General features: G+C 60.8%; 20 protein-coding genes. 6 read left to right on the top strand and 14 right to left on the bottom strand.

All coding sequences use genetic code 11. The annotated features are described in order from the left end of the window. Positions 1-169: 169 nt before the first annotated feature. From zapE to AB4N41_RS25225, 3 genes are all read right to left on the bottom strand, one after another. Positions 170-1,300, bottom strand: a complete 1,131-nt coding sequence (gene zapE / locus AB4N41_RS25235; RefSeq protein WP_252876583.1) for a cell division protein ZapE — start codon at positions 1,298-1,300, stop codon at positions 170-172. Between the two features lie 208 nt (positions 1,301-1,508). After that, positions 1,509-2,264 (bottom strand): anti-sigma factor family protein, encoded by a 756-nt coding sequence (locus AB4N41_RS25230; protein WP_122703728.1) that lies wholly within the window; start codon positions 2,262-2,264, stop codon positions 1,509-1,511. Then, a complete protein-coding gene (locus tag AB4N41_RS25225) occupies positions 2,261-2,767 on the bottom strand; it encodes an RNA polymerase sigma factor (RefSeq protein ID WP_056788806.1) in 507 nt (168 codons plus the stop codon). The genes AB4N41_RS25230 and AB4N41_RS25225 overlap by 4 nt, the downstream gene beginning before the upstream one ends. Positions 2,768-2,923: 156 nt before the next feature. On the opposite strand from AB4N41_RS25225, the gene AB4N41_RS25220 reads away from it, so the two are divergent. Both AB4N41_RS25220 and AB4N41_RS25215 read left to right on the top strand, forming a co-directional pair. Beyond that, the gene (locus tag AB4N41_RS25220; RefSeq protein ID WP_252876582.1) at positions 2,924-4,030 is read left to right on the top strand and encodes a catalase family peroxidase; all 1,107 of its coding nucleotides are present in this window, start codon (positions 2,924-2,926) and stop codon (positions 4,028-4,030) included. Further along, positions 4,027-4,572 carry a cytochrome b gene (locus tag AB4N41_RS25215; protein WP_041477122.1) on the top strand — a complete coding sequence of 182 codons (546 nt, stop codon included), beginning with the start codon at positions 4,027-4,029 and terminating at the stop codon, positions 4,570-4,572. The genes AB4N41_RS25220 and AB4N41_RS25215 overlap by 4 nt, the downstream gene beginning before the upstream one ends. A 59-nt stretch (positions 4,573-4,631) precedes the next feature. Here AB4N41_RS25215 and AB4N41_RS25210 read toward each other — a convergent pair whose 3' ends face one another. Further along, positions 4,632-5,783 carry a M14 family metallopeptidase gene (locus tag AB4N41_RS25210; RefSeq protein WP_252876581.1) on the bottom strand — a complete coding sequence of 384 codons (1,152 nt, stop codon included), beginning with the start codon at positions 5,781-5,783 and terminating at the stop codon, positions 4,632-4,634. Between the two features lie 95 nt (positions 5,784-5,878). On the opposite strand from AB4N41_RS25210, the gene AB4N41_RS25205 reads away from it, so the two are divergent. After that, positions 5,879-6,097 carry a hypothetical protein gene (locus AB4N41_RS25205; RefSeq protein WP_095182091.1) on the top strand — a complete coding sequence of 73 codons (219 nt, stop codon included), beginning with the start codon at positions 5,879-5,881 and terminating at the stop codon, positions 6,095-6,097. A gap of 104 nt (positions 6,098-6,201) precedes the next feature. On the opposite strand, the gene AB4N41_RS25200 is transcribed toward AB4N41_RS25205, so the two are convergent. Further along, on the bottom strand, positions 6,202-6,600 hold the full coding sequence (locus tag AB4N41_RS25200; RefSeq protein WP_252878187.1) for a DUF6124 family protein: 399 nt from the start codon (positions 6,598-6,600) through the stop codon (positions 6,202-6,204). A gap of 130 nt (positions 6,601-6,730) precedes the next feature. On the opposite strand from AB4N41_RS25200, the gene AB4N41_RS25195 reads away from it, so the two are divergent. Further along, the gene (locus AB4N41_RS25195) at positions 6,731-7,390 is read left to right on the top strand and encodes a LexA family protein (RefSeq protein WP_071172928.1); all 660 of its coding nucleotides are present in this window, start codon (positions 6,731-6,733) and stop codon (positions 7,388-7,390) included. A gap of 42 nt (positions 7,391-7,432) precedes the next feature. Here AB4N41_RS25195 and AB4N41_RS25190 read toward each other — a convergent pair whose 3' ends face one another. From AB4N41_RS25190 to AB4N41_RS25175, 4 genes are all read right to left on the bottom strand, one after another. Then, a complete protein-coding gene (locus tag AB4N41_RS25190) occupies positions 7,433-9,382 on the bottom strand; it encodes an acetyl/propionyl/methylcrotonyl-CoA carboxylase subunit alpha (RefSeq protein WP_252876580.1) in 1,950 nt (649 codons plus the stop codon). Then, entirely contained in the window at positions 9,382-10,194 is an 813-nt protein-coding gene (locus AB4N41_RS25185; protein ID WP_252876579.1) for a gamma-carboxygeranoyl-CoA hydratase, read from the bottom strand. Before AB4N41_RS25185 ends, AB4N41_RS25190 begins: the two co-directional genes overlap by 1 nt. 120 nt (positions 10,195-10,314) lie before the next feature. After that, a complete protein-coding gene (locus AB4N41_RS25180) occupies positions 10,315-11,919 on the bottom strand; it encodes a carboxyl transferase domain-containing protein (RefSeq protein ID WP_252876578.1) in 1,605 nt (534 codons plus the stop codon). A gap of 100 nt (positions 11,920-12,019) precedes the next feature. Beyond that, positions 12,020-13,183, bottom strand: coding sequence for an isovaleryl-CoA dehydrogenase (locus AB4N41_RS25175; protein ID WP_024013438.1), 1,164 nt, complete (start codon positions 13,181-13,183; stop codon positions 12,020-12,022). Positions 13,184-13,483: 300 nt separating this feature from the next. Here AB4N41_RS25175 and AB4N41_RS25170 point away from each other — a divergent pair, with 300 nt between their 5' ends. Then, positions 13,484-15,181 carry an AMP-binding protein gene (locus AB4N41_RS25170; RefSeq protein WP_460138168.1) on the top strand — a complete coding sequence of 566 codons (1,698 nt, stop codon included), beginning with the start codon at positions 13,484-13,486 and terminating at the stop codon, positions 15,179-15,181. Positions 15,182-15,832: 651 nt separating this feature from the next. On the opposite strand, the gene AB4N41_RS25165 is transcribed toward AB4N41_RS25170, so the two are convergent. The 3 genes from AB4N41_RS25165 to AB4N41_RS25155 all read right to left on the bottom strand — a co-directional run bounded on the left by AB4N41_RS25165 (position 15,833) and on the right by AB4N41_RS25155 (position 18,408). Beyond that, positions 15,833-16,732 (bottom strand): hydroxymethylglutaryl-CoA lyase, encoded by a 900-nt coding sequence (locus AB4N41_RS25165; protein WP_252867878.1) that lies wholly within the window; start codon positions 16,730-16,732, stop codon positions 15,833-15,835. 145 nt (positions 16,733-16,877) lie between these two features. After that, on the bottom strand, positions 16,878-17,279 hold the full coding sequence (locus AB4N41_RS25160; RefSeq protein WP_041477108.1) for a MerR family transcriptional regulator: 402 nt from the start codon (positions 17,277-17,279) through the stop codon (positions 16,878-16,880). Between the two features lie 199 nt (positions 17,280-17,478). After that, entirely contained in the window at positions 17,479-18,408 is a 930-nt protein-coding gene (locus tag AB4N41_RS25155; protein ID WP_056788837.1) for a LysR family transcriptional regulator, read from the bottom strand. Between the two features lie 171 nt (positions 18,409-18,579). Here AB4N41_RS25155 and AB4N41_RS25150 point away from each other — a divergent pair, with 171 nt between their 5' ends. Then, entirely contained in the window at positions 18,580-19,809 is a 1,230-nt protein-coding gene (locus AB4N41_RS25150) for an acyl-CoA dehydrogenase (protein WP_016775307.1), read from the top strand. A gap of 175 nt (positions 19,810-19,984) precedes the next feature. Here the strand turns inward: AB4N41_RS25150 and AB4N41_RS25145 are convergent, their stop codons facing one another. Next, the gene (locus tag AB4N41_RS25145) at positions 19,985-21,319 is read right to left on the bottom strand and encodes a substrate-binding domain-containing protein (protein WP_252876576.1); all 1,335 of its coding nucleotides are present in this window, start codon (positions 21,317-21,319) and stop codon (positions 19,985-19,987) included. Between the two features lie 179 nt (positions 21,320-21,498). Further along, a complete protein-coding gene (xthA, locus tag AB4N41_RS25140) occupies positions 21,499-22,311 on the bottom strand; it encodes an exodeoxyribonuclease III (RefSeq protein WP_041477104.1) in 813 nt (270 codons plus the stop codon). Between the last annotated feature and the right edge of the window lie 168 nt (positions 22,312-22,479).

The following is a 22,479-nucleotide window of genomic DNA, read 5'->3' as shown; positions in this document are numbered from 1 at the left end:
CGACATGATAGCGGTAAAGCGGATGCTGAACGGATTTTGAGTTGTCCCGGGACCTTGTGGGAGCGAGCCTGCTCGCGAAAGCGGCGTATCAGTTAAATGAACTCTGACTGACATACCGCTTTCGCGAGCAGGCTCGCTCCCACAGGGCTCGCTCTCACAGGGTAGGGTGTCAGTTGGGTTCGTGAATTTCCTGCAACTGACCCAACCGGCTGCGCGTGCGCGCCAGGTCAATGGCGTGACCTTCCAGGCTCTGGCCTAGCGGCAGTTGGCCGAGCAGGGTCAGGTGCTTGTCCTGATCGTAGAGCACGTCGATCAGATTGATGAAGCGCTGTTGCACGGCGATCGGACACTCGCCGAGCGGCGGCAGGTCATCGATGATCCACTGGTCGAAACGCTGGCACAGTTGCAGATAATCCATCACTGCCGTTGGCTGTTCACACAGGTCGTTGAAGGTGAACGCGACTCGCCGGCCTTGGCAGAAACGGGCCTGAAGCTGGCGCTTGCCAACTTCGAGGGCAAGGGCAGGCGCGTCGGCCGGTGGCAGGTCCAGAGCCTGGCGCTGCGCTGTTGAAGCCGGCCAGACGTAATGCCCTTGGGTAAACACTTGATGCGAATGCTGGCGGTTCAGCGTGCGGTAGTCGTGGTCGCCGCCGACTTCCATCACCTGCATGCGCGTGTTGATCAGCTCGATCACCGGTTTGAAGCGTGCGTGATACAGCGGGTTGGGCAGCAGGCCCTCGGGTGCATAGTTGGAGGTCACCAGCAGCATGATCCGCCGTTTGAACAGGGCCTTGAACAAACGCGTGATCAGCATCGCGTCGCCGATGTCGTGCACATGAAATTCGTCGAAACACAGCACCTGGCAATCTTCCAGCAACTCATCCAGGGTGATTTCCAGCGCGTCTTCCTGCAGGCGGTGACGGAACATGCCGTCGTGCAGCCGGGCAAAAAACTGATGGAAGTGCAGGCGACGTTTGCGCGGGATCGGCAGTGCCTGGAAAAAACCGTCGAGCAACCAGCTCTTGCCGCGCCCGACGGCTCCGTACAGGTACAGACTCGGCGGCGTGTGGCCGCTGTCGCCCAGCAGTACGCTGGCCTGCTGCGCCATGCAGTCGATGACGTGCTGCTGACTGCGGCTGAGGGTGTAGCCCTGGCTTTTGGCCTTGTCGCGGAAATAATCGCGGATGGTCGCGGCATGAGCATCGTGCCCGGCGCTGACGGGCAGGCTTTTGCCGAACAGGCGGCGCAACAACGGCCAGCGTTGGCTCAGTCGTGATCGTTTCGGCGTTCGGGCGGGCACGCGGGAAAGGCTCCTGTTTGATTGGGCGGGCTCCACCGGGAGCGCGGTGGCCCAAGTGTAACCAGAGCTCAGGCGTCGGCTCCATGAAATATGTGCACGGTCCCCTGTAGGAGCTGACGAGTGCAACGAGGCTGCGATCTTTTGATCTTGGTTGCCGCCAACAGATCGCAGCGTCGTTGCACTCGTCAGCTCCTACCAGAGGCGGATTTCAGAACGGTGGCGATTGCTTGAGCAACTCTGCTGCCGGCGAGTCGGTCGGGCTGACCACCGCATAGTTGTAGCCCGGCCCTGACCAGTAATCGGCCTGCAGATCGCCATCGCTGCGCGAGCCACGCGGCAGCAGGGTGTTTTTCGGCCCCGGTGGACGCAGGTAAAAGCTCACTTTGTGACCGCTGCCATCCTCATACATCACCATCGCCGCCGCGCCTTCATCGGTGCTGAGCAAGCGCCCGCTGACCGGCTCGAATCCGGCAGCTTTCAAGTCCGGCAAGCGCCCGGCACCGCTGAAGTAGCGGTCGAGCCAACGCTGCATGTCGCCGTCGCTGTCGACCTTGTAATCGGCGGGCAGTACGCCTTGCTGGGCGATCAGGCGATAGGCTTGCAACGCGTCAGTCATCGGCAATTGCGCAGGGCGCACCAAGGTCATTTCCCGTGCCTGCCAGCCACTGAAACCACCAATGCTCACGGCAATCAGCAGCACCGCCGCGCTGGCCAGGTGCCGACGGGACTGCTGGCGGCGGCGCTGGCGAATCATCATCGGGTCAAGCGCCGGATTGGCCGGTTGCTGCAACGCGCCACTCAGCGCTGCGCGCAATTGCTGGGCGTCGCGTTGCCAGGCGCGCACCTGCGCCGCTTCTTCGGGGTGGCTGGCCAGCCAGGTCTCGAGCACGCGCCGATCGGCGTCGCTGAGCTGGTGGTCGACGTAGGCGTGCAAATCACGTTCGCTGGGAGGCAGGCTGATCATTTGAGTATCCGCAAGGAAGGGCTGCTGATTTCGCCGTCGCTGAGTTGGCGCAAGGCCTGGCGGGCGCGGGACAGGCGCGACATCACGGTGCCGATCGGGGCGCCGAGGATCTCGGCGACCTCTTTATAGGACAGGCCTTCCACCGAGACCATCAGCAGCAAGGCGCGCTGTTCGGTGGGCAGGCGTTCGAAGGCTTGCAGGGTCGACTGGGCAATCACCGTGCGTTCCACCGAGGGCTCGGCATCGTCGCGACCGGTGAAAAACTCGAGCATTCGCGCATAGCGCCGCGAACGACGGTGCGCATCGAGAAATTGCCGATAGAGGATCGCGAACAGCCAGGCGCGCACGTCGCCGTCAGCGCGTTTTTCGCCCCACGCCGAGAGTGCCCGCTCGAGGCTGGCCTGGACCAGATCGTCAGCGCTGCTGCTGTTGCGCGTCAACGACACGGCGAAGCGGCGCAATCTGGGAATGATTTCTCTCAACTGTTCGTCGAATTCGCTCATGAATGTCTGCTGGTCGCTACGCTGTGGACTAGGAAGACGCCCGTCAGCGCAGGTTATTCCCCGTGCGCAAAAATAAATACCGCGCCGTGGAATAAACCCGGACGGGGTGCGTCTTGCTGACTCTTTCCACTTGTGGCCGATGGCCTGGAGATATTCATGGTTGATCGCTCGTCCCCAAACGCTGCACCGCCCGGCAGGCCGCCGCGCGAGCCACTGAGCGCCGCGAGCCTGGTTTTACGTCTGGGCGGCATTGCCGTGATTGTCGCTGCCGTGGCCGGGGCGTTTGCCTACGTGCATGGCAATCTTGACCCACAACGATTGACGCCAAAAGCGTTGGTCGATGTGCTGGAAAAGAACAACGGCGTGCATCCCGGCTTTCGTCGCAATCACGCCAAGGGTGTCTGCGTGATCGGCCATTTCGAAAGCAGCGGCGAGGCGCGCGCGTTCTCCACGGCACAGGTGTTCAACCTGCCACAGACACCGGTGGTGGGGCGTTTCGCCTTGCCGGCCGGCAATCCCTACGCGCCGGACAGCGCCGTACCGATCCGCAGTCTGGCGCTGCGCTTCACCCAGGCGAACGGTCAGCAATGGCGCACCGGCATGAACAGCATGCCGGTGTTTCCGGTGGGCACGCCTGAAGCGTTCTACCAATTGCAGCAGGCGCAGTCGCCGGATCCAGCCACCGGCAAGCCAGACCCGACGAAGGTGCCGGCGTTTTTTGCCGCACATCCGGAAGCCGTGCCGTTTCTGACGTGGGTGAAGACCGCCAAGCCTTCGGCCAGCTACGCCACCGAAACCTATAACAGCATCAATGCGTTCTATCTGATCGATGGCAACGGTAAAAAACAGGCCGTACGCTGGAGCATGACGCCGCTGGCGCAGGACGCGGCGGGTGCCACGGCCCCTGAAGGCGCGGACTTTCTCGAGAAGGATCTGGTGCAACGCCTGGCCGCCGCACCCTTGCGCTTTCAGTTGAACATCACCCTGGCCAACGCCGGTGACCCGGTGAACGATGCCAGCAAGACCTGGCCCGCAGATCGCAAAGTGTTGAACGCCGGAACCCTGGTGCTGGAGAAGACCCAGCCGCAACTCAGTGGCGAGTGCCGTGACATCAACTACGACCCGCTGGTTCTGCCGGCCGGGATTCAAGGCTCGGAAGATCCACTGCTGGCCGCGCGTTCTGCCGGCTATGCCGATTCCTACCTGCGTCGCACCAGCGAAGTCAGCCAGTTGCCCGCCGCCAAACAGGAGGCTCGTCCATGAACAAGCAACCGACGCATTTCGTTTTGCTGGCGCGCCTGCTGCACTGGCTGATGGCGCTGATGATCATCGCCATGCTGTTTATCGGCGCGGGCATGGTCACTTCGGTGTCGTCTCGCCATGAATGGCTGATTCATCTGCACAAGCCGCTGGGCATCGCGATTCTGGCGCTGGTGATCGTGCGCCTGCTGGTGCGCTTCACCACGCGCCAACCGCCGCTGCCGGATGATCTGCCGGGCTGGCAGGTGCTCGCAGCCAAGGCTTCCCACGTCTTGTTGTATGCGTTGATGCTGGTGTTGCCGTTGCTCGGCTGGGCGATGATCAGTGCCTCGGGCGAGCCGGTGATGCTGACGTCGTCGCTGCATCTGCCGTCGATTGTGCCGGCCGATGCGCAACTGTTTGCATTGCTGCGCAAGTCCCATGGCTATCTGGCGTATCTGCTGTTTCTGACGGTGCTGCTGCACTTGGCGGCGGCGCTGTTCCATGGCTGGGTGCGGCGTGACGAAGTGCTCGACAGCATGTTGCGCGGGCGCGATCGCGGCTGACCGGTTAAAGCAAAAGATCGCGGACAGGCCGCGATCTTTTGTTGTTGCAGGGGAGGGGATCAGCGCAGGGTGTCGACCATGTCGGCGAGGGTGGTCAGCACATCCTTGCCCAATTGCTTGGAACGTTTGCCCGACCAGCCGGTGATCTTGTCCGGGTGGTCGTCGTGGTCCTTGAACGGCATCTCCAGGGTGAGCGACAGGCAGTCGTATTTCTGCCCGACGCTGTTGCACGCCAGGGTCATGTTGGCCTGTCCCGGTTCGTCGCGGGTGTAGCCATAGGTGGTCTGGAAGTCTTTGGTGGTGTGCTTCAAGTGGCTGCGGAAATGCTCTTCAAGCTTTTCGATGCGCGGCGTAAAACCAGGATTGCCTTCACAGCCGGCGGTGAAAACGTGAGGTATGGTTTCGTCGCCGTGTACGTCGATAAACGCATCGACGCCATACTTTTGCATCTGCTGCTGAACGAATAGCACTTCCGGGCTGATGTCCTGACTGGCGCTCTGCCACGCCCGGTTCAAGTCCTGCCCCATGGCATTGGTGCGCAGGTGGCCGTGGAAGGCGCCGTCCGGGTTCATGTTCGGCACCAGATAAAGATCGGCGCTGGCCAACAGTTTGTTCAATACCGGATCGTCCTGTCGTTCCAGACGCTCGATCACACCTTCCATGAACCATTCAGCCATGTGCTCGCCCGGATGCTGCTGGGCGATGATCCAGATCTTGCGCTGGCCTTCGGCACCGGTACCTTTGCGCAGCAGCTGAATGTCGCGGCCCTCGACACTTTTGCCGGTCGCCAGCAATTCGGTGCCAGCCTTGCTCAGCGCTTGCTCGATCAACCAATCGTGACGGCCGCGGCTGTAGGGTTCGAAGTAGGCGAACCAGGCGTGGGTCTGTTCGGCTTCGAGGCAGAAGCGCAGGCTGTCGCCTTCGAAGCTGGTAGGGATGCGGAACCAGTTGACGTGATCATACGACGCCACCGCTTGATAGCCCGGCCAGCCTTTGCTGTAGGTCGATTGGCTGGCGTTGACCAGGCGGAACCAGTGTTCCTGATGCACATGCAGGCCGCTGGCCTTGAAGTGGAACCACTGAAAATGAGCGCTGCGGGTGTCCGGGCGGATGGCCAGGACGGGACTGAGCGGGTTGCTGATATCGATGACTTGGATATTGCCGCTGTCGAAATTGGCGCTGATGTCGAACGAAGATTTGGCCACGGTCATGGTCGGTTCCTGATCAGGATTTTTATGACCGGTACTTTACACGCAGGCAGGGCTGAAACCGAGGGGAATCGCGGGTGTAGCGGGGGGCGTCTTCCGTGACGCGCCAGCAGCTTAGAGGCTATGCGATTGATTCTCAAGTGCTGATTGCCATTAGTTTCGCCCAATGTGGCTGGGCTCGGCTTGCCAATCGATATTCTTTTGATATTATCCGCGCCATCGAATTTGCAGCACCCAAAGACTTCATTAGCCTGAAGACACAAGCCCGAAAAACGGGCAAAAAAAGACCCGGCAAAAAGCCGGGTCAAAAACCGTGATTAGCCTGATGAGGAGATAGTCCAGAAGACCGACCTAAGGTCTCTGGTCCATCGACTGATCTCGCGACCAGCTGCTTGCAATAATAATCATTATCATTTGCAAGTCAAATGTTTTTATCTGCGCGATGGGAAAATTCTTTCCTGTCCGCCCGTACCTTGTCCGCCGTGACTTCGTCGTTGTCGATCGAATGGTCGACCATCGCCCGCGCCATATCCACCATGTGCACCACCGAAAAGGCCAGATCGCGACTGGTGCCTTGCAGGTTTTCTGCGGCCTTGAATGCGGTGGCGGCTGCACATCGCAACAAGTCCGAGGCGTGCACCAGTGCTTCCTCGCCGCTGAGATGGCCTTTGACATTGAAAAAACGTTCGTCCGTCTCGGATTTCGAAACAGCCGGTTTCAAGTAGTAGTCCAGCGCGCGCTGTGCGGCGGCATTGCCTTGAGGGGAGGTGAAGCTGGTGTCGATTTGCAGATCGGGCAGGTCTTTGCTGCTGATGTTCATCATGAAACGTCACTCCATGTTCGATTGAAAGTCCGTTCCTCTAGGATAGTACCGCCTGTATTTGTGACTAGGATTTAAATACTACAATATGTGTTTTGCCGGTCGAAGACGTCCGCGTAAGGTGCGGCACATGGATAAATGGATTGAGTTGGTCAAGGCCAAGATGAGTGAACTCAAAGTCACTCAAACAGAGCTCGGAGAGCGCGTCGGCATGTCCCAGGGCGGGATCGGTCATTGGCTGAACAAGCGTCGCGAACCCGGTGTTACCGAAATGAACCGCGTGCTCAAGGCGCTGGGAATGGACTTCCTCGAAGTCGTTCTGGTGATCCGCGAACCGCAGCCGACGCCGGAAGACGAAATGCCGCTGGCGCAGAAGTACAACCCGTACTTCCGTTATCCGGTCTGTGATTGGCGTGCACCGTGCGAAGTGCGTGACACTGCGGCGAGCTATCCCGGAGCATCAGCGAAGCAGCGCTTCGAACTCACGGATTACCACGCTCGCGGCGGTGCCGCGTTCTGGCTGACAGTAACCGGGGATTCGATGACCGCGCCGAGCGGCCAGAGCGTTGCCGAGGGCATGCTGATTCTGGTCGATCCGGAGTTGGAGGCAGTGCCTGGCAAACTGGTGATCGCCCAGTGGCCGGACAGCGAAGAAGCGATTTTCCGCAAGCTCGACGAACAGGCCGGCCAGCGTTACCTGGTGCCGCTCAACCCGACCTGGCCGAAAACCCTGCTCACCGATGAATGCCGGATTATCGGCGTGGTGGTTCAGGCAACGGCGCGTTACTGAACGGATCGATCCTCGCTCAAGGCCAGGATCGATCCTTTTATTTCATCCTTCTTCCAGTTCAACCAAAGCGCTGCCTTCGCTGACCATATCGCCTTCCTGGCAATACAGCGCTTTGATCACACCGGCCTGCGGCGCGCGGATGCTGTGTTCCATCTTCATGGCTTCAAGCACCACCAGTTGCGCCCCGGCCTCAACCGACTGTCCCGTTTCGACCAACACACGCACGATGCTGCCGTTCATTGGCGCGGTCAGGCCGCCCTGATGGCTGTGGCTGGCCTCGACGGCGCTGATCGGATCGAACGCTTCGATGCGCCGCAACTCGCCGTCCCATTCCAGATACAACGCGCCAGCCTGACGAATCGCCCGCAATGTGCGGCGCACGCCGTCATGCTCGACGGTCAGCGCTTCGCCCAGCAGTGTCGCAGAGGCCGCAGAGCCCAAAGTCAGCGCGCGATCCTGTCCCTCGCAACTCAAATGCAAGGTGATTTGCGCCGGCAAACCTGCGCGCAAACCACTACCGCGAGACCAGGGCGACGCGGGATCATCCGCCCGCGCACGCTGCGGCAGACTCTGCGCAAACGCCTGCGCCGCCGCCTGCCAGAACTCATCGCTCAACGTGCCTGGTGCGGGCAGCAATTGCTCCTGATAGCGCGGAATGAACCCGGTATCCAGCTCTGCCGCCGCAAACGCCGGATGCGCGATGATCCGGCGCAGGAAATTGATGTTGGTCTTCAGCCCGCCAATCGCAAACTCGTCGAGCATGCTCAACAGACGCAAGCGTGCCTGTTCGCGATCTTCACCCCAGGCAATCAGCTTGCCGAGCATCGGGTCGTAGAAGGGCGATATCTCGTCACCTTCCTCAACGCCGCTGTCCACCCGCCGCCCCGGTCCCTGCGCCGATTCGCGATACAAGTCCAGACGCCCGGTGGCCGGCAGGAAATCATTCGCCGGATCTTCGGCATACAAGCGCACTTCGATCGCATGACCATTGAGCGGCACCTGCGCCTGGGTGATCGGCAGCGTTTCCCCACGGGCGACGCGAATCTGCCAGGCGACCAGATCCAGCCCGGTGATTGCTTCGGTCACCGGGTGCTCGACCTGCAGCCGCGTGTTCATCTCCATGAAGAAAAACTCGCCGCGCGCATCCAGCAAAAACTCCACGGTACCGGCGCCGACATAACCGATCGCCTGCGCTGAACGCACGGCCGCTTCGCCCATCGCCCGGCGCAACTCGGGCGTCAGACCCGGCGCCGGGGCTTCTTCGACGACTTTCTGGTGACGACGCTGGATCGAACAATCGCGCTCGTTGAGATACAGGCAGTTGCCGTGCTGATCGGCGAACACCTGAATCTCCACATGACGTGGCTTGAGCAAATACTTTTCCACCAGCATCCGCGAGTCGCCAAACGACGATTGCGCTTCGCGCTGCGCCGAGACGAGGGCTTCGGCGAGTTGGCTGACATCCTCGACCACTTTCATGCCTTTGCCGCCGCCGCCGGCCGTAGCCTTGAGCAGCACCGGATAACCGATGCGTTCGCAGGCTTCACGGAAGGTGTCGAGGTCCTGCGCCTCGCCGTGATAGCCCGGCACCAAAGGCACACCGGCCTTTTCCATCAACGCTTTGGCGGCGGATTTGCTGCCCATCGCGTCGATGGCCGAGGCGGGCGGGCCGAGGAAGATCAGCCCGGCGGCTTCGATGGCGCGGGCGAATCCAGCATTCTCCGAGAGAAAACCGTAGCCGGGATGAATCGCCTGGGCACCGCTGGCCTTGGCGGCGGCGATCAATTTATCGATTTGCAGATAACTCTCGGCGGCCTTGCTGCCGCCCAGATCGACGCGGATATCGGCTTCACGGCTGTGGCGCGCATCGCGGTCGGTGGCGCTGTGCACAGCGACGGTAGTCAGGCCCAAGGCCTTGGCGGTGCGCATGACCCGGCAGGCGATTTCGCCACGGTTGGCCACCAGCACAGTGGTAATCACAGGTGCGCTCATCAACGCGACTCCTTGGTGGGTGCGGCTTGCCAGTTCGGTGGGCGTTTTTGCAGGAAGGCGCGCAAGCCTTCCTGGCCTTCAGGGCTGACGCGAATCCGCGCGATGGCATTTTCCGTGTAGCGGCGCAGGGCCGGGGTCAGCGCGCCGTTGCCGACTTCGCGCAGCAAGTCCTTGCTGGCGCGCATGGCCGCGGGGCTGTTGAGCAGCAGGTTGTCGATCCACTGTTCGACCTGTTGCTCCAGTTCAGCCGCAGGATAGCTTTCGGCGAGCAAGCCGATCTCCCGCGCCCGCTGCCCGCTGAAGCGCTCGGCAGTCAGCGCATAGCGCCGTGCCGCACGCTCACCGATCGCTTGCACCACGAACGGGCTGATCACGGCCGGTGCCAGGCCGATGCGTACTTCCGACAGGCAGAACTGCGCGTCATCGGCGCCGATCGCTATGTCACAGCAACTGATCAAGCCCAGCGCGCCACCAAACGCCGCGCCCTGAACCACAGCCAGAGTGGGGATTTTCAGCTTGGCGAGGTTGTACATCAGCTCGGCCAGTTCGCGGGCATCGTCAAGATTGGTGTGGTAATCGAGTTCCGCCGATTGCTGCATCCAGGCCAGGTCGGCACCGGCACTGAAATGCTTGCCACGCCCGCGCAGCAGCAGGAAACGCAGGTTCGAATCGCTGGCGACCTTGTCGAGGGCGAGGATCAGTTCGCGGATCATCTCGGCGTTGAACGCGTTGTTTTTCTCCGCGCGATTTAGCCACAGCGTCGCGAAACCGCGTGGGTCGTTTTGCAGTTCGAGGGTATTGAAGTCGCTCATATTCATCCGTCTCCACGGTTCTTGTGGGAGCGAGCCTGCTCGCGAAAGCGGGGTATCAGTCGATCTATCCGCTGCCTGACAGAGCGCATTCGCGAGCAGGCTCGCTCCCACAAAAAAACATCACATCCGGAACACGCCGAAGCGGCTCGATTCGATTGGCGCGTTCAGCGACGCGGACAAGGCCAGGGCCAGTACATCGCGGGTCTGCGCCGGGTCGATGACGCCGTCGTCCCACAGCCGAGCGCTGGAGTAATAAGGGTGACCCTGTTCTTCGTACTGATCGAGAATCGGCTGCTTGATCTCGGTCTCCTGCTCGGCGCTGAACGCCTGACCGCTGCGTTCGGCCTGTTCGCGCTTGACCTGCACCAGCACACCGGCGGCCTGTTCGGCGCCCATCACGCCAATCCGCGCGTTCGGCCACATCCACAAGAAACGCGGATCGTAAGCGCGCCCGCACATACCGTAGTTGCCGGCACCGAAGCTGCCGCCGATGATCACGGTGAATTTCGGCACCTTGGCACAGGCCACCGCGGTCACCAGTTTCGCGCCGTGCTTGGCGATGCCGCCGGCCTCGTATTTCTGGCCGACCATGAAACCGGTGATGTTCTGCAGAAACAGCAGCGGAATGCCGCGCTGGCAGGCCAGTTCGATGAAGTGCGCACCTTTCTGCGCAGCTTCGGCGAAGAGGATGCCGTTGTTTGCCAGAATCGCGATCGGGTAGCCGTGCAAGTGCGCGAAACCGCAGACCAGCGTGGTGCCGAACAGCGCTTTGAATTCATCGAACACCGAACCGTCGACCAGCCGCGCGATCACTTCGCGCACATCGAATGGCTGCTTGGCGTCAGCCGGAACCACGCCGTACAACTCGTCGCTGGCGTACAGCGGCGCGATCGGTGTGCGTTGCTGCACCTCGCCGAGCTTGCGCCAGTTGAGGTTGGCGACGCTGCGGCGGGCGAGGGCGAGGGCGTGTTCGTCGTTCTCGGCGTAATGGTCGGCCACGCCGGAGGTCTTGCAGTGCACATCGGCGCCGCCGAGGTCTTCGGCGCTGACCACTTCGCCGGTCGCGGCTTTTACCAGCGGCGGGCCGGCGAGGAAAATCGTCGCCTGGTTGCGCACCATGATCGCTTCGTCTGCCATCGCCGGCACATACGCGCCGCCTGCGGTGCACGAACCCATCACCACAGCGATCTGCGGGATGCCCATGGCGCTCATGTTGGCCTGATTGAAGAATATCCGCCCGAAATGCTCGCGATCCGGAAACACCTCGTCCTGACGCGGCAGGTTGGCGCCACCGGAATCCACCAGATAAATGCACGGCAGGCGATTCTGCTGGGCGATGGTCTGCGCGCGCAGGTGTTTTTTCACGGTGAGCGGGTAATACGAGCCACCTTTCACCGTCGCATCGTTGGCGACGATCATGCACTCCACGCCTTCAACGCGACCGATCCCGGCGATCACCCCGGCAGCCGGCACGTCTTCGCCGTAAACCGCATGGGCGGCCAGTTGGCTGATTTCGAGAAACGGCGAGCCCGGATCGAGCAAGTGATTGATGCGCTCGCGCGGCAGTAATTTACCCCGCGAGGTGTGGCGTTCCTGCGCTTTGACACCGCCACCCTGCGCGACTTGAGCGAGCAAGGTGTGCAGCGCGTCGACCTGTTTGAGCATCGCCGCACTGTTGGCGGCGAACTCCGCTGAACGCGGGTTGAGCTGAGTGTGCAGAATCATGGGGCTTACTCCGTAAGCAGCTTCTAGCTACAAGCGGCAAGCTGCAGGTTGGGGCAAGAGCGTGGTTCTCTTGCAGCTTGCGGCTTGCAGCTGACGAAATTCATTTCGTCTCGTTGAACAGTTCACGGCCGATCAGCATGCGGCGGATCTCGCTGGTGCCGGCGCCGATTTCGTAGAGCTTGGCGTCGCGCAGCAGGCGGCCGGCGGGGAATTCGTTGATGTAGCCGTTACCGCCGAGAATCTGGATCGCGTCGAGGGCCATTTGCGTGGCGCGTTCGGCGGTGTAGAGGATCACCCCGGCAGCGTCCTTGCGCGTGGTTTCGCCGCGCTCGCAAGCCTGGGCCACCGCGTACAGATAGGCACGGCTGGCATTGAGCTGGGTGTACATGTCGGCGACTTTGCCCTGGATCAGCTGGAATTCGCCGATGCTCTGGCCGAACTGCTTGCGGTCGTGGATGTACGGCACGATCAGGTCCATGCACGACTGCATGATCCCGGTCGGGCCACCGGAAAGCACCACGCGTTCGTAATCGAGGCCGCTCATCAGCACTTTCACGCCACCGTTGAGCACGCCGAGAATGTTTTCCTCCGGTACTTCGACGTCATCGAAAAACAGCTCGCAGGTGTTGGAGCCGCGCATGCCGAGCTTGTCGAACTTGTTGCTGCGGCTGAAGCCTTTCCAGTCACGCTCGACGATGAACGCAGTAATGCCGTGCGGGCCTTTTTCCAGATCGGTCTTGGCGTAGATCACGTAAGTATTGGCGTCAGGGCCGTTGGTGATCCAGGTTTTGCTGCCGTTGAGTACAAAGCGATCGCCGCGTTTGTCGGCGCGCAGCTTCATCGAGACCACGTCGGAACCGGCGTTGGGCTCGCTCATCGCCAGGGCGCCGACGTGCTCGCCGCTGATCAGCTTCGGCAGGTATTTGGTTTTCTGTTCGTGGTTGCCGTTGCGGTTGATCTGGTTGACGCAAAGGTTGGAGTGCGCGCCATAGGACAACGCCACCGACGCCGAGCCACGGCTGATTTCTTCCATCGCCACCACATGCGCGAGGTAACCCAGACCTGCGCCGCCGTACTCCTCCGGCACGGTGATGCCGAGCAGGCCCATGTCACCGAATTTGCGCCACATGTCGGCGGGGAACAGGTTGTCGTGGTCGATCTGCGCGGCACGCGGGGCGATCTGATCGGCGACGAAGGACTGCACCTGATCGCGCAGCATGTCGATGGTTTCACCGAGGGCGAAATTCAGGGATGGATAGCTCATGAGGCACCTTTTGGCTTTTTTATCGGGTGGAGCGCACGACGAATCGGCGTTCAGCTTTACGTTAACGTAAAGCTTCCGGAGTTCGACTGTCAATCGGCTTTACGTAAGCGTCAACTTGGGCGAGAGTAAGGACAGTTCAGGATCAGATATCGGTTTGTTTCTGGTGGGAGCGAGCCTGCTCGCGAAAGCGCTGTATCAGTCGCCCTCAAGGCTGAATGACGCAGCGTATTCGCGAGCAGGCTCGCTCCCACAGGGATTCAAAACCGGGAAAACCCACTAATAAAGACAATAGGGGTCGTCATGGATCTACCCAGTGCAAACCCGCAGCGCAGCTACACCCGTGGCTCTCAGGACAAAGCCCTGCTGGCGATGACCATCGGTCAGCGCTTCGATCAGACTGTCGCGCAATACCCGGACGGCGAGGCTTTGGTGGTGCGCCATCAACAGTTGCGTTACTCCTGGCGGCAACTGGCCGAGGCGGTGGATGAGCAGGCCAGGGCCTTGCTCGCACTGGGCTTGCAGACCGGTGATCGCCTGGGTATCTGGGCACCGAATTGCGCGCAGTGGTGCATCACCCAGTTCGCCACGGCGAAGATCGGCGTGATCCTGGTCAACATCAATCCCGCCTACCGCAGCTCCGAACTCGAGTACGTGCTCAAGCAATCCGGCTGCCAGTGGCTGGTCTGTGCCGGAGCGTTCAAAACCTCGAATTACCACGAAATGCTCCAGAGCCTGGCGCCGGAATTGGCTGAGCACGCCATCGGTCAGCTGCGTAGCGAACGCCTGCCGGAGTTGCGCGGCGTGATCAGCCTCGATGCCAATCCGCCGCCCGGTTTTCTGCCGTGGTCGCAGCTCAGCGATCTGGCCGTCAGCCTCTCGCCCGATCAATTGCGCGAACGCAGCGCCAGTCTGCATTTCGATCAACCGGTGAACATCCAGTACACCTCCGGCACCACCGGTTTCCCCAAGGGCGCGACCCTCAGTCACTACAACATTCTCAACAACGGCTACATGGTCGGCGAAAGCCTCGGCCTGACGACTGCCGATCGTCTGGTGATTCCGGTGCCGCTGTATCACTGCTTCGGCATGGTCATGGGCAACCTCGGTTGCGTCACCCACGCCAGCACGATGATTTACCCCAATGACGCTTTCGATCCGGCCCTGACCCTGCAAGCGGTGGCCGAAGAAAAAGCCACGGCGCTGTACGGTGTGCCGACCATGTTTATCGCCATGCTCGATCAGCCGCAGCGGCAGACTTTCGACCTGTCGAGCCTGCGCACCGGGATCATGGCCGGCGCCACCTGTCCTATCGAGGTCATGCGCCGGGTGATCAACGAAATGCACATGAGCGAAGTGCAGATCGCCTACGGCATGACCGAAACCAGTCCGGTGTCGTTGCAGACCGGGCCGGCGGATGAGCTGGAGTTGCGTGTCACCACTGTCGGCCGCACCCAGCCGCAACTGGAAAGCAAGATCATCGACACCGCCGGCAACCTTGTGCCGCGCGGCACCATTGGCGAACTGTGCACGCGCGGCTACAGCGTGATGCTCGGCTACTGGAACAACCCGCAGGCCACCGCCGAAGCCATCGATGAGGCGGGGTGGATGCACACCGGCGACCTGGCGAGCATGAACGAGGAGGGTTACGTCAACATCGCCGGGCGTAACAAGGACATGATCATTCGTGGCGGCGAGAATGTTTATCCCCGTGAGCTGGAGGAATTCTTCTTCACCCATCCGGCGGTGGCGGACGTGCAGGTGATCGGTATTCCGTGCTCGCGCTACGGTGAGGAAATCGTCGCCTGGATCAAATTCCACCCCGGCCACAGCGCCTCGGAGCTGGAGCTGCAAGCCTGGTGCAAGGAGCGCATCGCCCATTTCAAGACACCGCGCTACTTCAAATTCGTCGACGCGTTTCCGATGACGGTGACGGGCAAGATCCAGAAATTCAGGATGCGTGAGATCAGTATCGAGGAGCTGAAAATAACCGAGCGGTAACCTAAACCCTGTGGGAGCTGGCTTGCCAGCGATGGCGTCAGGTCAGCCAGCATCAATGTTGAATGTTCTACCGCAATCGCTGGCAAGCCAGCTCCCACAGGGATCGGGGGATTCAGGAATTGCAGAAAGCACAAAGGGGAGCCGAAGCTCCCCTTTAATTTGTCGTTGCGTGCTCTTTTTATTATTGAGGGTCGGTCTGTTGTTGTTTTTGGCAACCGTGGCCCTGTACAGCTTTTTGGCGACCCCCATCCGGGGTCAAGAGCAAACGTATTTTTTTGAGCGCTGATCTGCTTTCTCGTTTAACGATCCAACCGATTCGGGAGCTACCTGAAGGTAGTTTTATTGTTCTCTGCCCGGTTGCGGGTCACTCCTGAGAGCACCCTGAAAAGCACACCTTCTCCAAAAAAATCTGTTAGCTGCGTCTCTGCCGTGTTGTTCTTGTTATGTCAGAGTCGTTTCGTCTTGTTTTTATTGGTTTGCGGCTTTTTATTCTTGTTATGCCATAGAGATAGCAGGTGTCGTGCCAACTTTTAAAAAGTCTTATAAATCAGTGATTTAAGTTTTTCGGGCTTTTTCACCCCAGGGCAAAGCCAGACAATTTGTTTCCGTGTTACTCGCTTTTGCCCACAGCACTGACCCAGCGGTAACACCTCACTGCGCGCTGCGTGCCTTGGCCACTCGCGAACCGCTTGGACGGCCGAGCACTGCACTGATCTGCTGGCCCGCAGCAATCAAGGCGTCCAGGTCGATACCGGTCTCGATGCCCAAGCCATCCAGCAGGTACACCACGTCTTCGGTCGCGACGTTACCGCTCGCGCCTTTGGCGTAAGGGCAGCCGCCAAGGCCGGCGATAGAGCTGTCGAACACCGCAATGCCTTCGAGCAGGCTGGCGTAGATATTGGCCATGGCCTGGCCATAGGTGTCGTGGAAATGCCCGGCAAGCTTGTCCCGTGGTACCTGCGCCGAGACCACCTCGAACAGGCGCCGGGTCGCGCCCGCCGTGCCGGTGCCGATGGTGTCGCCCAGCGACACTTCGTAGCAGCCCATCGCGTACAGCTCGCGCGCGACCATCGCCACTTGCTCCGGCGCGACCGTGCCTTCATACGGGCAGCCCAGCACACAGGAAACGTAACCGCGCACGGTAACGCCGTGTTGTTTGGCGGCCTCCATGATCGGCGCAAACCGCGCCAGGCTTTCGCTGATCGAGCAATTGATGTTGCGCTGCGAGAACGCCTCGGAGGCGGCGGCGAACACCGCGACTTCCTTGACTCCGGCGGCGAGCGCGTCTTCAAAGCCGCGCAGGTTCGGCGCCAGCGCGCCGTAGGTCACGCCGGGCTTGCGCTGAATTTGCGCGAACACCTCGGCGGAGCCGGCCATCTGCGGCACCCACTTGGGCGAGACGAAACTGCCGACTTCGATATAGCCGAGCCCGGCGGCGCTCAGGGCATCGACCAGTTGCACTTTGTCAGCGACGCTGATCGGTTGGGCTTCGTTCTGCAGGCCATCGCGCGGGCCGACTTCGATCAGGCGTACTTGGGAGGGGAGGGACATGGGTGGGACCTGCTTCGTGGATTCGTGGTGATCCCTGTGGGAGCGGGCTTGCCCGCGATGAGGCCGGAACATCCTGCAATGATGTTGACTGACCCGACGCCATCGCGGGCAAGCCCGCTCCCACAGGGAGAGGTGTAGTGCCAGACTACTGGGCTATTTGCTGGCTTTTGAGCGTCTGCTCCAATGCCTGCACGCAGCGCTCTTCAGCAGTGTCCAGCTCGAGCTTCATCTGTTCGATATCCAGCAACTGCTGTTCGAGCTGTTCGCGGCGTTCGCTGATTTTCGCCAGCATGCTGTTGAGCTGTTTGGTGTTACCACCGGAAGGGTCATAGAGCTCGATCAGCTCGCGGCATTCGGCCAGGGAAAAACCGATGCGCTTGCCGCGCAGGATCAGCTTCAGAGTGACCTTGTCGCGCGGCGAATAGATACGTTCCTGGCCACGACGCTCGGGGCTGAGCAGGCCTTGCTCTTCATAAAAGCGGATCGCCCGGGTGGTGATGTCCAGCTCGCGGGCGAGGTCGGAAATGCTATAGGTCTGACTGCTCATGAAAGCGCTCGGAAAAGGGGCATGGCGCTAAGCTAATCGGTGGTTTACGTTTACGTCAAGCGGGATGGTTTTGGGGTGTCCGTACAGGCCTCTTCGCGAGCAGGCTCGCTCCCACATTCGACCGCGTTCCTTCAGATGAAATGCAATTCATTGTGGGAGCGAGCCTGCTCGCGAAGAACGATAACGCGGTAAAAAAGCCCTACACCTTCTCCAGCTTCTTCTCCTGCGCCGTCACCTGTTGGCACAACTCGATCATCTGCTCGCGCATCCAGCGGTTGGCCGGGTCCTGGTCGGTGCTCTCATGCCAATACAGGTGCGTTTCCACCGAGGGCACATCATTCACCGGCAAATTGAACGATTGCAGATCATGGCGGCGGGCGAAGCGTTCCGGCACGGTCATGACCATGTCGGTCTGCTGCATCACTTGCGAGGCCATCAGATAGTGCTGCGAGCGCAGGGCGATCTTGCGCTGGATGCCCATTTTGCCCAGCGCCAGATCGACATAACCCAGCCCGCTGCGGCGGCTGGAAATATGGATGTGAGTCAGCGACAAATAGTCATCGAGGCTGAGTTTTTCCTTGCCCGCCATTGGATGGCCCTTGCGCATGGCGCAGACGTAACGGTCGTCCATCAGCTTGACGTGGCGTACCTGCGGGTCGGTGTTGAGCGGCGCATCCACAGCGAAATCCAGACGCCCGGCGGCCAGTTCCTTGGTGGTTTCCCGGCGCTTGGACAGAAAGCTTTCGATGATCACCGTCGGCGCCAGGCGGCGCAGACGCTGGAACAAGGGCGGCAGAATGATTGCCTCCGTCAAATCGGTCATGCTGATGCGGTAAGTCTTGGCCGCCTGCGCCGGGTTGAAGATGCGGCTTTCCTGCACCGACACGCGCAGCAGCGACAGGGCGTTGCGCACCGGGCCGATGATGTTCTGCGCCATCGGCGTGGGCACCATGCCCTGAGCGGTACGCACGAAGAGCGGGTCGTTGAAGGTTTCGCGCAACCGCGCCAGGGCATTGGACACCGCCGGCTGGGTGATGCCGACAATCTGCCCGGCACGGGTCAGGTTGGCTTCGGTGTAGATCGCGTCGAAGACGATGAAAAGGTTCAGGTCGACCTTGCTCAGATTCATAACGCGGCTTCTCTTGTTATTAAGTGCAAGTGTTTTGGGGCTGACGATCAGCGGATCATATATTGGTGATGAATGTTTATACACGCCGAGAATAGGCTAGGTAAATGATCAGCGCTGTTCTAGCATCGATTGCATGACTTGAACAACCTCTGCCCGAGAAGGTAACTACCCATGGATTTCGCTTATTCGCCCAAGGTTCAGGAACTGCGTGAGCGCGTGACTGCGTTCATGGACACTTACGTTTACCCGGCCGAAGCGGTTTTCGAACGCCAGGTCGCCGAGGGCGATCGCTGGCAGCCGACCGCAATCATGGAAGAGCTCAAGGCCAAGGCCAAGGCTGAAGGGCTGTGGAATTTGTTTCTGCCTGAGTCCGAGCTGGGCGCCGGCCTGAGCAACCTCGAATATGCGCCATTGGCGGAAATCATGGGCCGTTCCCTGCTGGGGCCGGAGCCGTTCAACTGCTCGGCGCCGGACACCGGCAACATGGAAGTATTGGTGCGCTACGCCAACGAAGAGCAGAAACAGCGCTGGCTCGAGCCGCTGCTGCGCGGCGAGATCCGTTCGGCGTTCGCCATGACCGAGCCCGACGTGGCATCTTCCGACGCGACCAACATGGCCGCCCGGGCCGTGCGTGATGGCGATCAGTGGGTGATCAACGGCAAGAAATGGTGGACCTCCGGCGCCTGCGATCCGCGCTGCAAGATTCTGATCTTCATGGGCCTGAGCAACCCCGACGCGCCGCGTCACGCCCAGCATTCGATGATCCTCGTGCCGGTCGACACCCCCGGGGTGAAAATCGTCCGTCCGCTGCCGGTATTCGGCTACGACGACGCACCGCACGGTCACGCCGAAGTGCTGTTCGACAACGTTCGAGTGCCGTACGAAAACGTTCTGCTCGGTGAAGGACGCGGCTTCGAAATCGCTCAGGGTCGCCTTGGCCCAGGGCGGATTCACCACTGCATGCGTTCGATCGGCATGGCCGAGCGTGCGCTGGAACTGATGTGCAAACGCTCGGTGAGCCGCACCGCATTCGGCAAACCGCTGGCGCGTCTGGGCGGCAACATCGACAAGATCGCCGACTCGCGGATGGAGATCGACATGGCGCGTCTGCTGACGTTGAAAGCGGCGTACATGATGGACACCGTCGGCAACAAAGTGGCGAAAAGCGAGATTGCGCAGATCAAAGTCGTCGCACCGAATGTCGCCCTGCGGGTGATCGACCGGGCGATCCAGATGCATGGCGGGGCAGGGGTGTCGAACGATTTCCCGCTGGCCTACATGTATGCGATGCAGCGCACCCTGCGTCTGGCCGACGGCCCGGACGAAGTGCACCGCGCGGCGATTGGCAAGTTCGAGATCGGCAAGTATGTGCCGAAGGAAATGCTGCGTAGCGGCCAGTAACACCGCGTTATCGTTCATCGCGGGCAAGCCCGCTCCCACAAGGATCTACAGTGAACATCTGATCGTTCCCACGCTCTGCGTGGGAATGCCGCCATGGACGCTCTGCGTCCACTGTGACGCGGAGCGTCACGGGATGCGTTCCCACGCGGAGCGTGGGAACGATCAGGCGTCAGGATCAATACACCCAAACCTCAACCCGCCGGTTCTTGATCCGCCCCTCATCCGCACTGTTGGTCGCCACCGGCATCAGCGCACCAAAGCCGCGTACTTCGCGCATGACCACACCGTTCCTGACCAGCTCGCGCCGCACCGCCATCGCTCGCAGCTTCGACAGCAGATCGGCCCGCGCCGGGTCATCCTTCAAATCACCAAACCCCACCAGCGTAACCGCCCGTTCGGTCTTGCCATGGCGCTTTATATAGTCGAGCACCCGCGCCAGATCCTGCCGCGCCTTGTTGTCCAGACTGGCGCTGCCCTCGGCAAAACGGAAATTCACTGTCAGACGCTGGGCATGCCGGCTGAGGGATTGGTAACCCTCGGGCATCAGCGCATTCGGCGCCACGCTCATGGCTTGTACGGTCTGGCTGACAAAACCGCTGGCCGCGACGATCGCCTGACCCTCTGGGCTCTGGGCAAAGCTGGCCAACGCCTGCGCCCACGGATTGCGGCTGTCCGGCGGCAGATAAAAGAACAAGCGCCGCGACAGCGGATAGTCTTCGGTGGCGATCAGACTGTTCAGCGGCAGCATCGCTTGCGAGGCGCCATCGGCAATCGCCACGGCTTTGGCCTGACGCACATAGGGCAAGCCGATGAAGCCGATACCTTGCGGATCGTTTCTGACCGCATCGGACAATTGCTCGCTGGATTCGAAACGCTTCGCCGCGCTGCCGAGACTTTTCCCACGCCGGCTCAGGACCAGTTCCTTGAACGTGTCGTACGTCCCCGATTGATCATCCCGCGCATATAAATGAATGGCGCCGCCACGGCCACCGAGTTCTTCCCAGGTTTTCACTTCGCCGGCAAAAATCCGCGCCAGTTGCTCGGTGTTCAACTGCTCAAGCGGGTTGGCCGGGTTGAGGATGATCGCCAGGCCGTCGATGGCAATGACTTGTTCGGCCGCCGGGCTTTTCAGATCGCCGAGGGCTTGCAGGGCAAGCAGTTCGCTGTCTTTGATCTCACGGGAAGAGGCGGCTAGATCGGCGCTGGCGTTTTTCAGCGCAGCGAAACCGGTGCTGGAACCGTGAGCGGCGACTTCGATGATCACGCGTTGCCCTTGTGCGGTCTGGCCGACGATGCGTTGTTCGTTGGCGGTGTCCGGGGTTTCGCGGTGGATTTTCAGCAGGCCTTGTTCCTGCAAAAGACCTTCGACCAGCGCCGGACCGAGATCGGCGCCGATGGTGTTGGAGCCCTGAATGCGTAGAGCCGGGCCGTTTTCGGGGATCGGCAGGGCGGCGGCGTAGATCGACAACCAGCCACTCAACAGGAAAATGCAGAGAACACGCAGGGTCATGCCGGCACCGAATCAAGCCAAGGGGATTGCCGGGGAGATTAAGTCAGGCGCGTGACCGAAATATGACAGGGGATTACCTGTGGGAGCGAGCCTGCTCGCGAAGGCGCCGTGTCAGTCGAAAAATTCGTCGCTGATCCACCGCATTCGCGAGCAGGCTCGCTCCCACAATGAAAATTCCCTCAGGCCAGCTCAAGCCAGATCGGCGCATGGTCCGATGGCTTTTCCATGCCGCGCAGTTCGTAGTCCACGCCGGCATCCTTGACCCGTGGCAGCAGGCCATGGGAAGCCAGAATTACATCGATGCGCAGGCCGCGTTTGGGCTCATCTTCAAAGCCACGGCTGCGGTAGTCGAACCAGCTGAACATGTCGCTCACGTCGGGATTGAGGTGACGGTAGCTGTCGGTCAGGCCCCAGTTTTTCAGGCGCGCCATCCACTCGCGCTCCTCCGGCAGGAAGCTGCATTTGCCGGTTTTCAGCCAGCGCTTCATATTGTCCGGGCCGATGCCGATGTCGCAGTCTTCCGGGGATATGTTCACATCACCCATCACCACCAGTGGCTGTTCATTGTGGAACTGGCTTTCCAGCAGCGCTTGCAGGTCGCTGTAGAAACGCTCCTTGGCAGGGAATTTGGTTGGGTGGTCGCGGCTTTCACCTTGTGGGAAATAGCCGTTCATGATCGTCACCGGCACGCCATTGGCATCAGCGAAAGTGCCCCAGATAAAGCGCCGTTGCGCGTCTTCTTCATCGGTGGCAAAGCCTTTGTGGATGGCGATCGGTTCGTTGCGCGAGAGCAGGGCGACCCCGTAATGACCTTTCTGGCCATGGAAGTGCACGTGGTAGCCGAGGGCGCGGATGTCTTCGAGGGGGAACTGGTCGTCGTGGACCTTGGTTTCCTGCAGGCCGATCACGTCGGGCTGATGTTTTTCGATCAGCGCTGCCAGCTGATGCGGACGGGCACGCAGTCCGTTGATGTTGAAGGAAACAATCTTCATGGTCGGCAGTCCTGGCAAAAGGGCGATGCTAGCTGACATGGGGGAGATGGGCCAGTGTGGGAGAAATCAATTTCACCTGTGGGATTTATAGCGCTTGTCCCGGCCCCATCGCTGGCAAGCTGAACTGGCCTAATGATTTTGGACACTTCAATCAGGCGCTATGATGGC

It is taken from the genome of Pseudomonas sp. S2_A10 (assembly GCF_054668465.1).
This window is presented reverse-complemented; position numbering and strand designations above follow the sequence as displayed.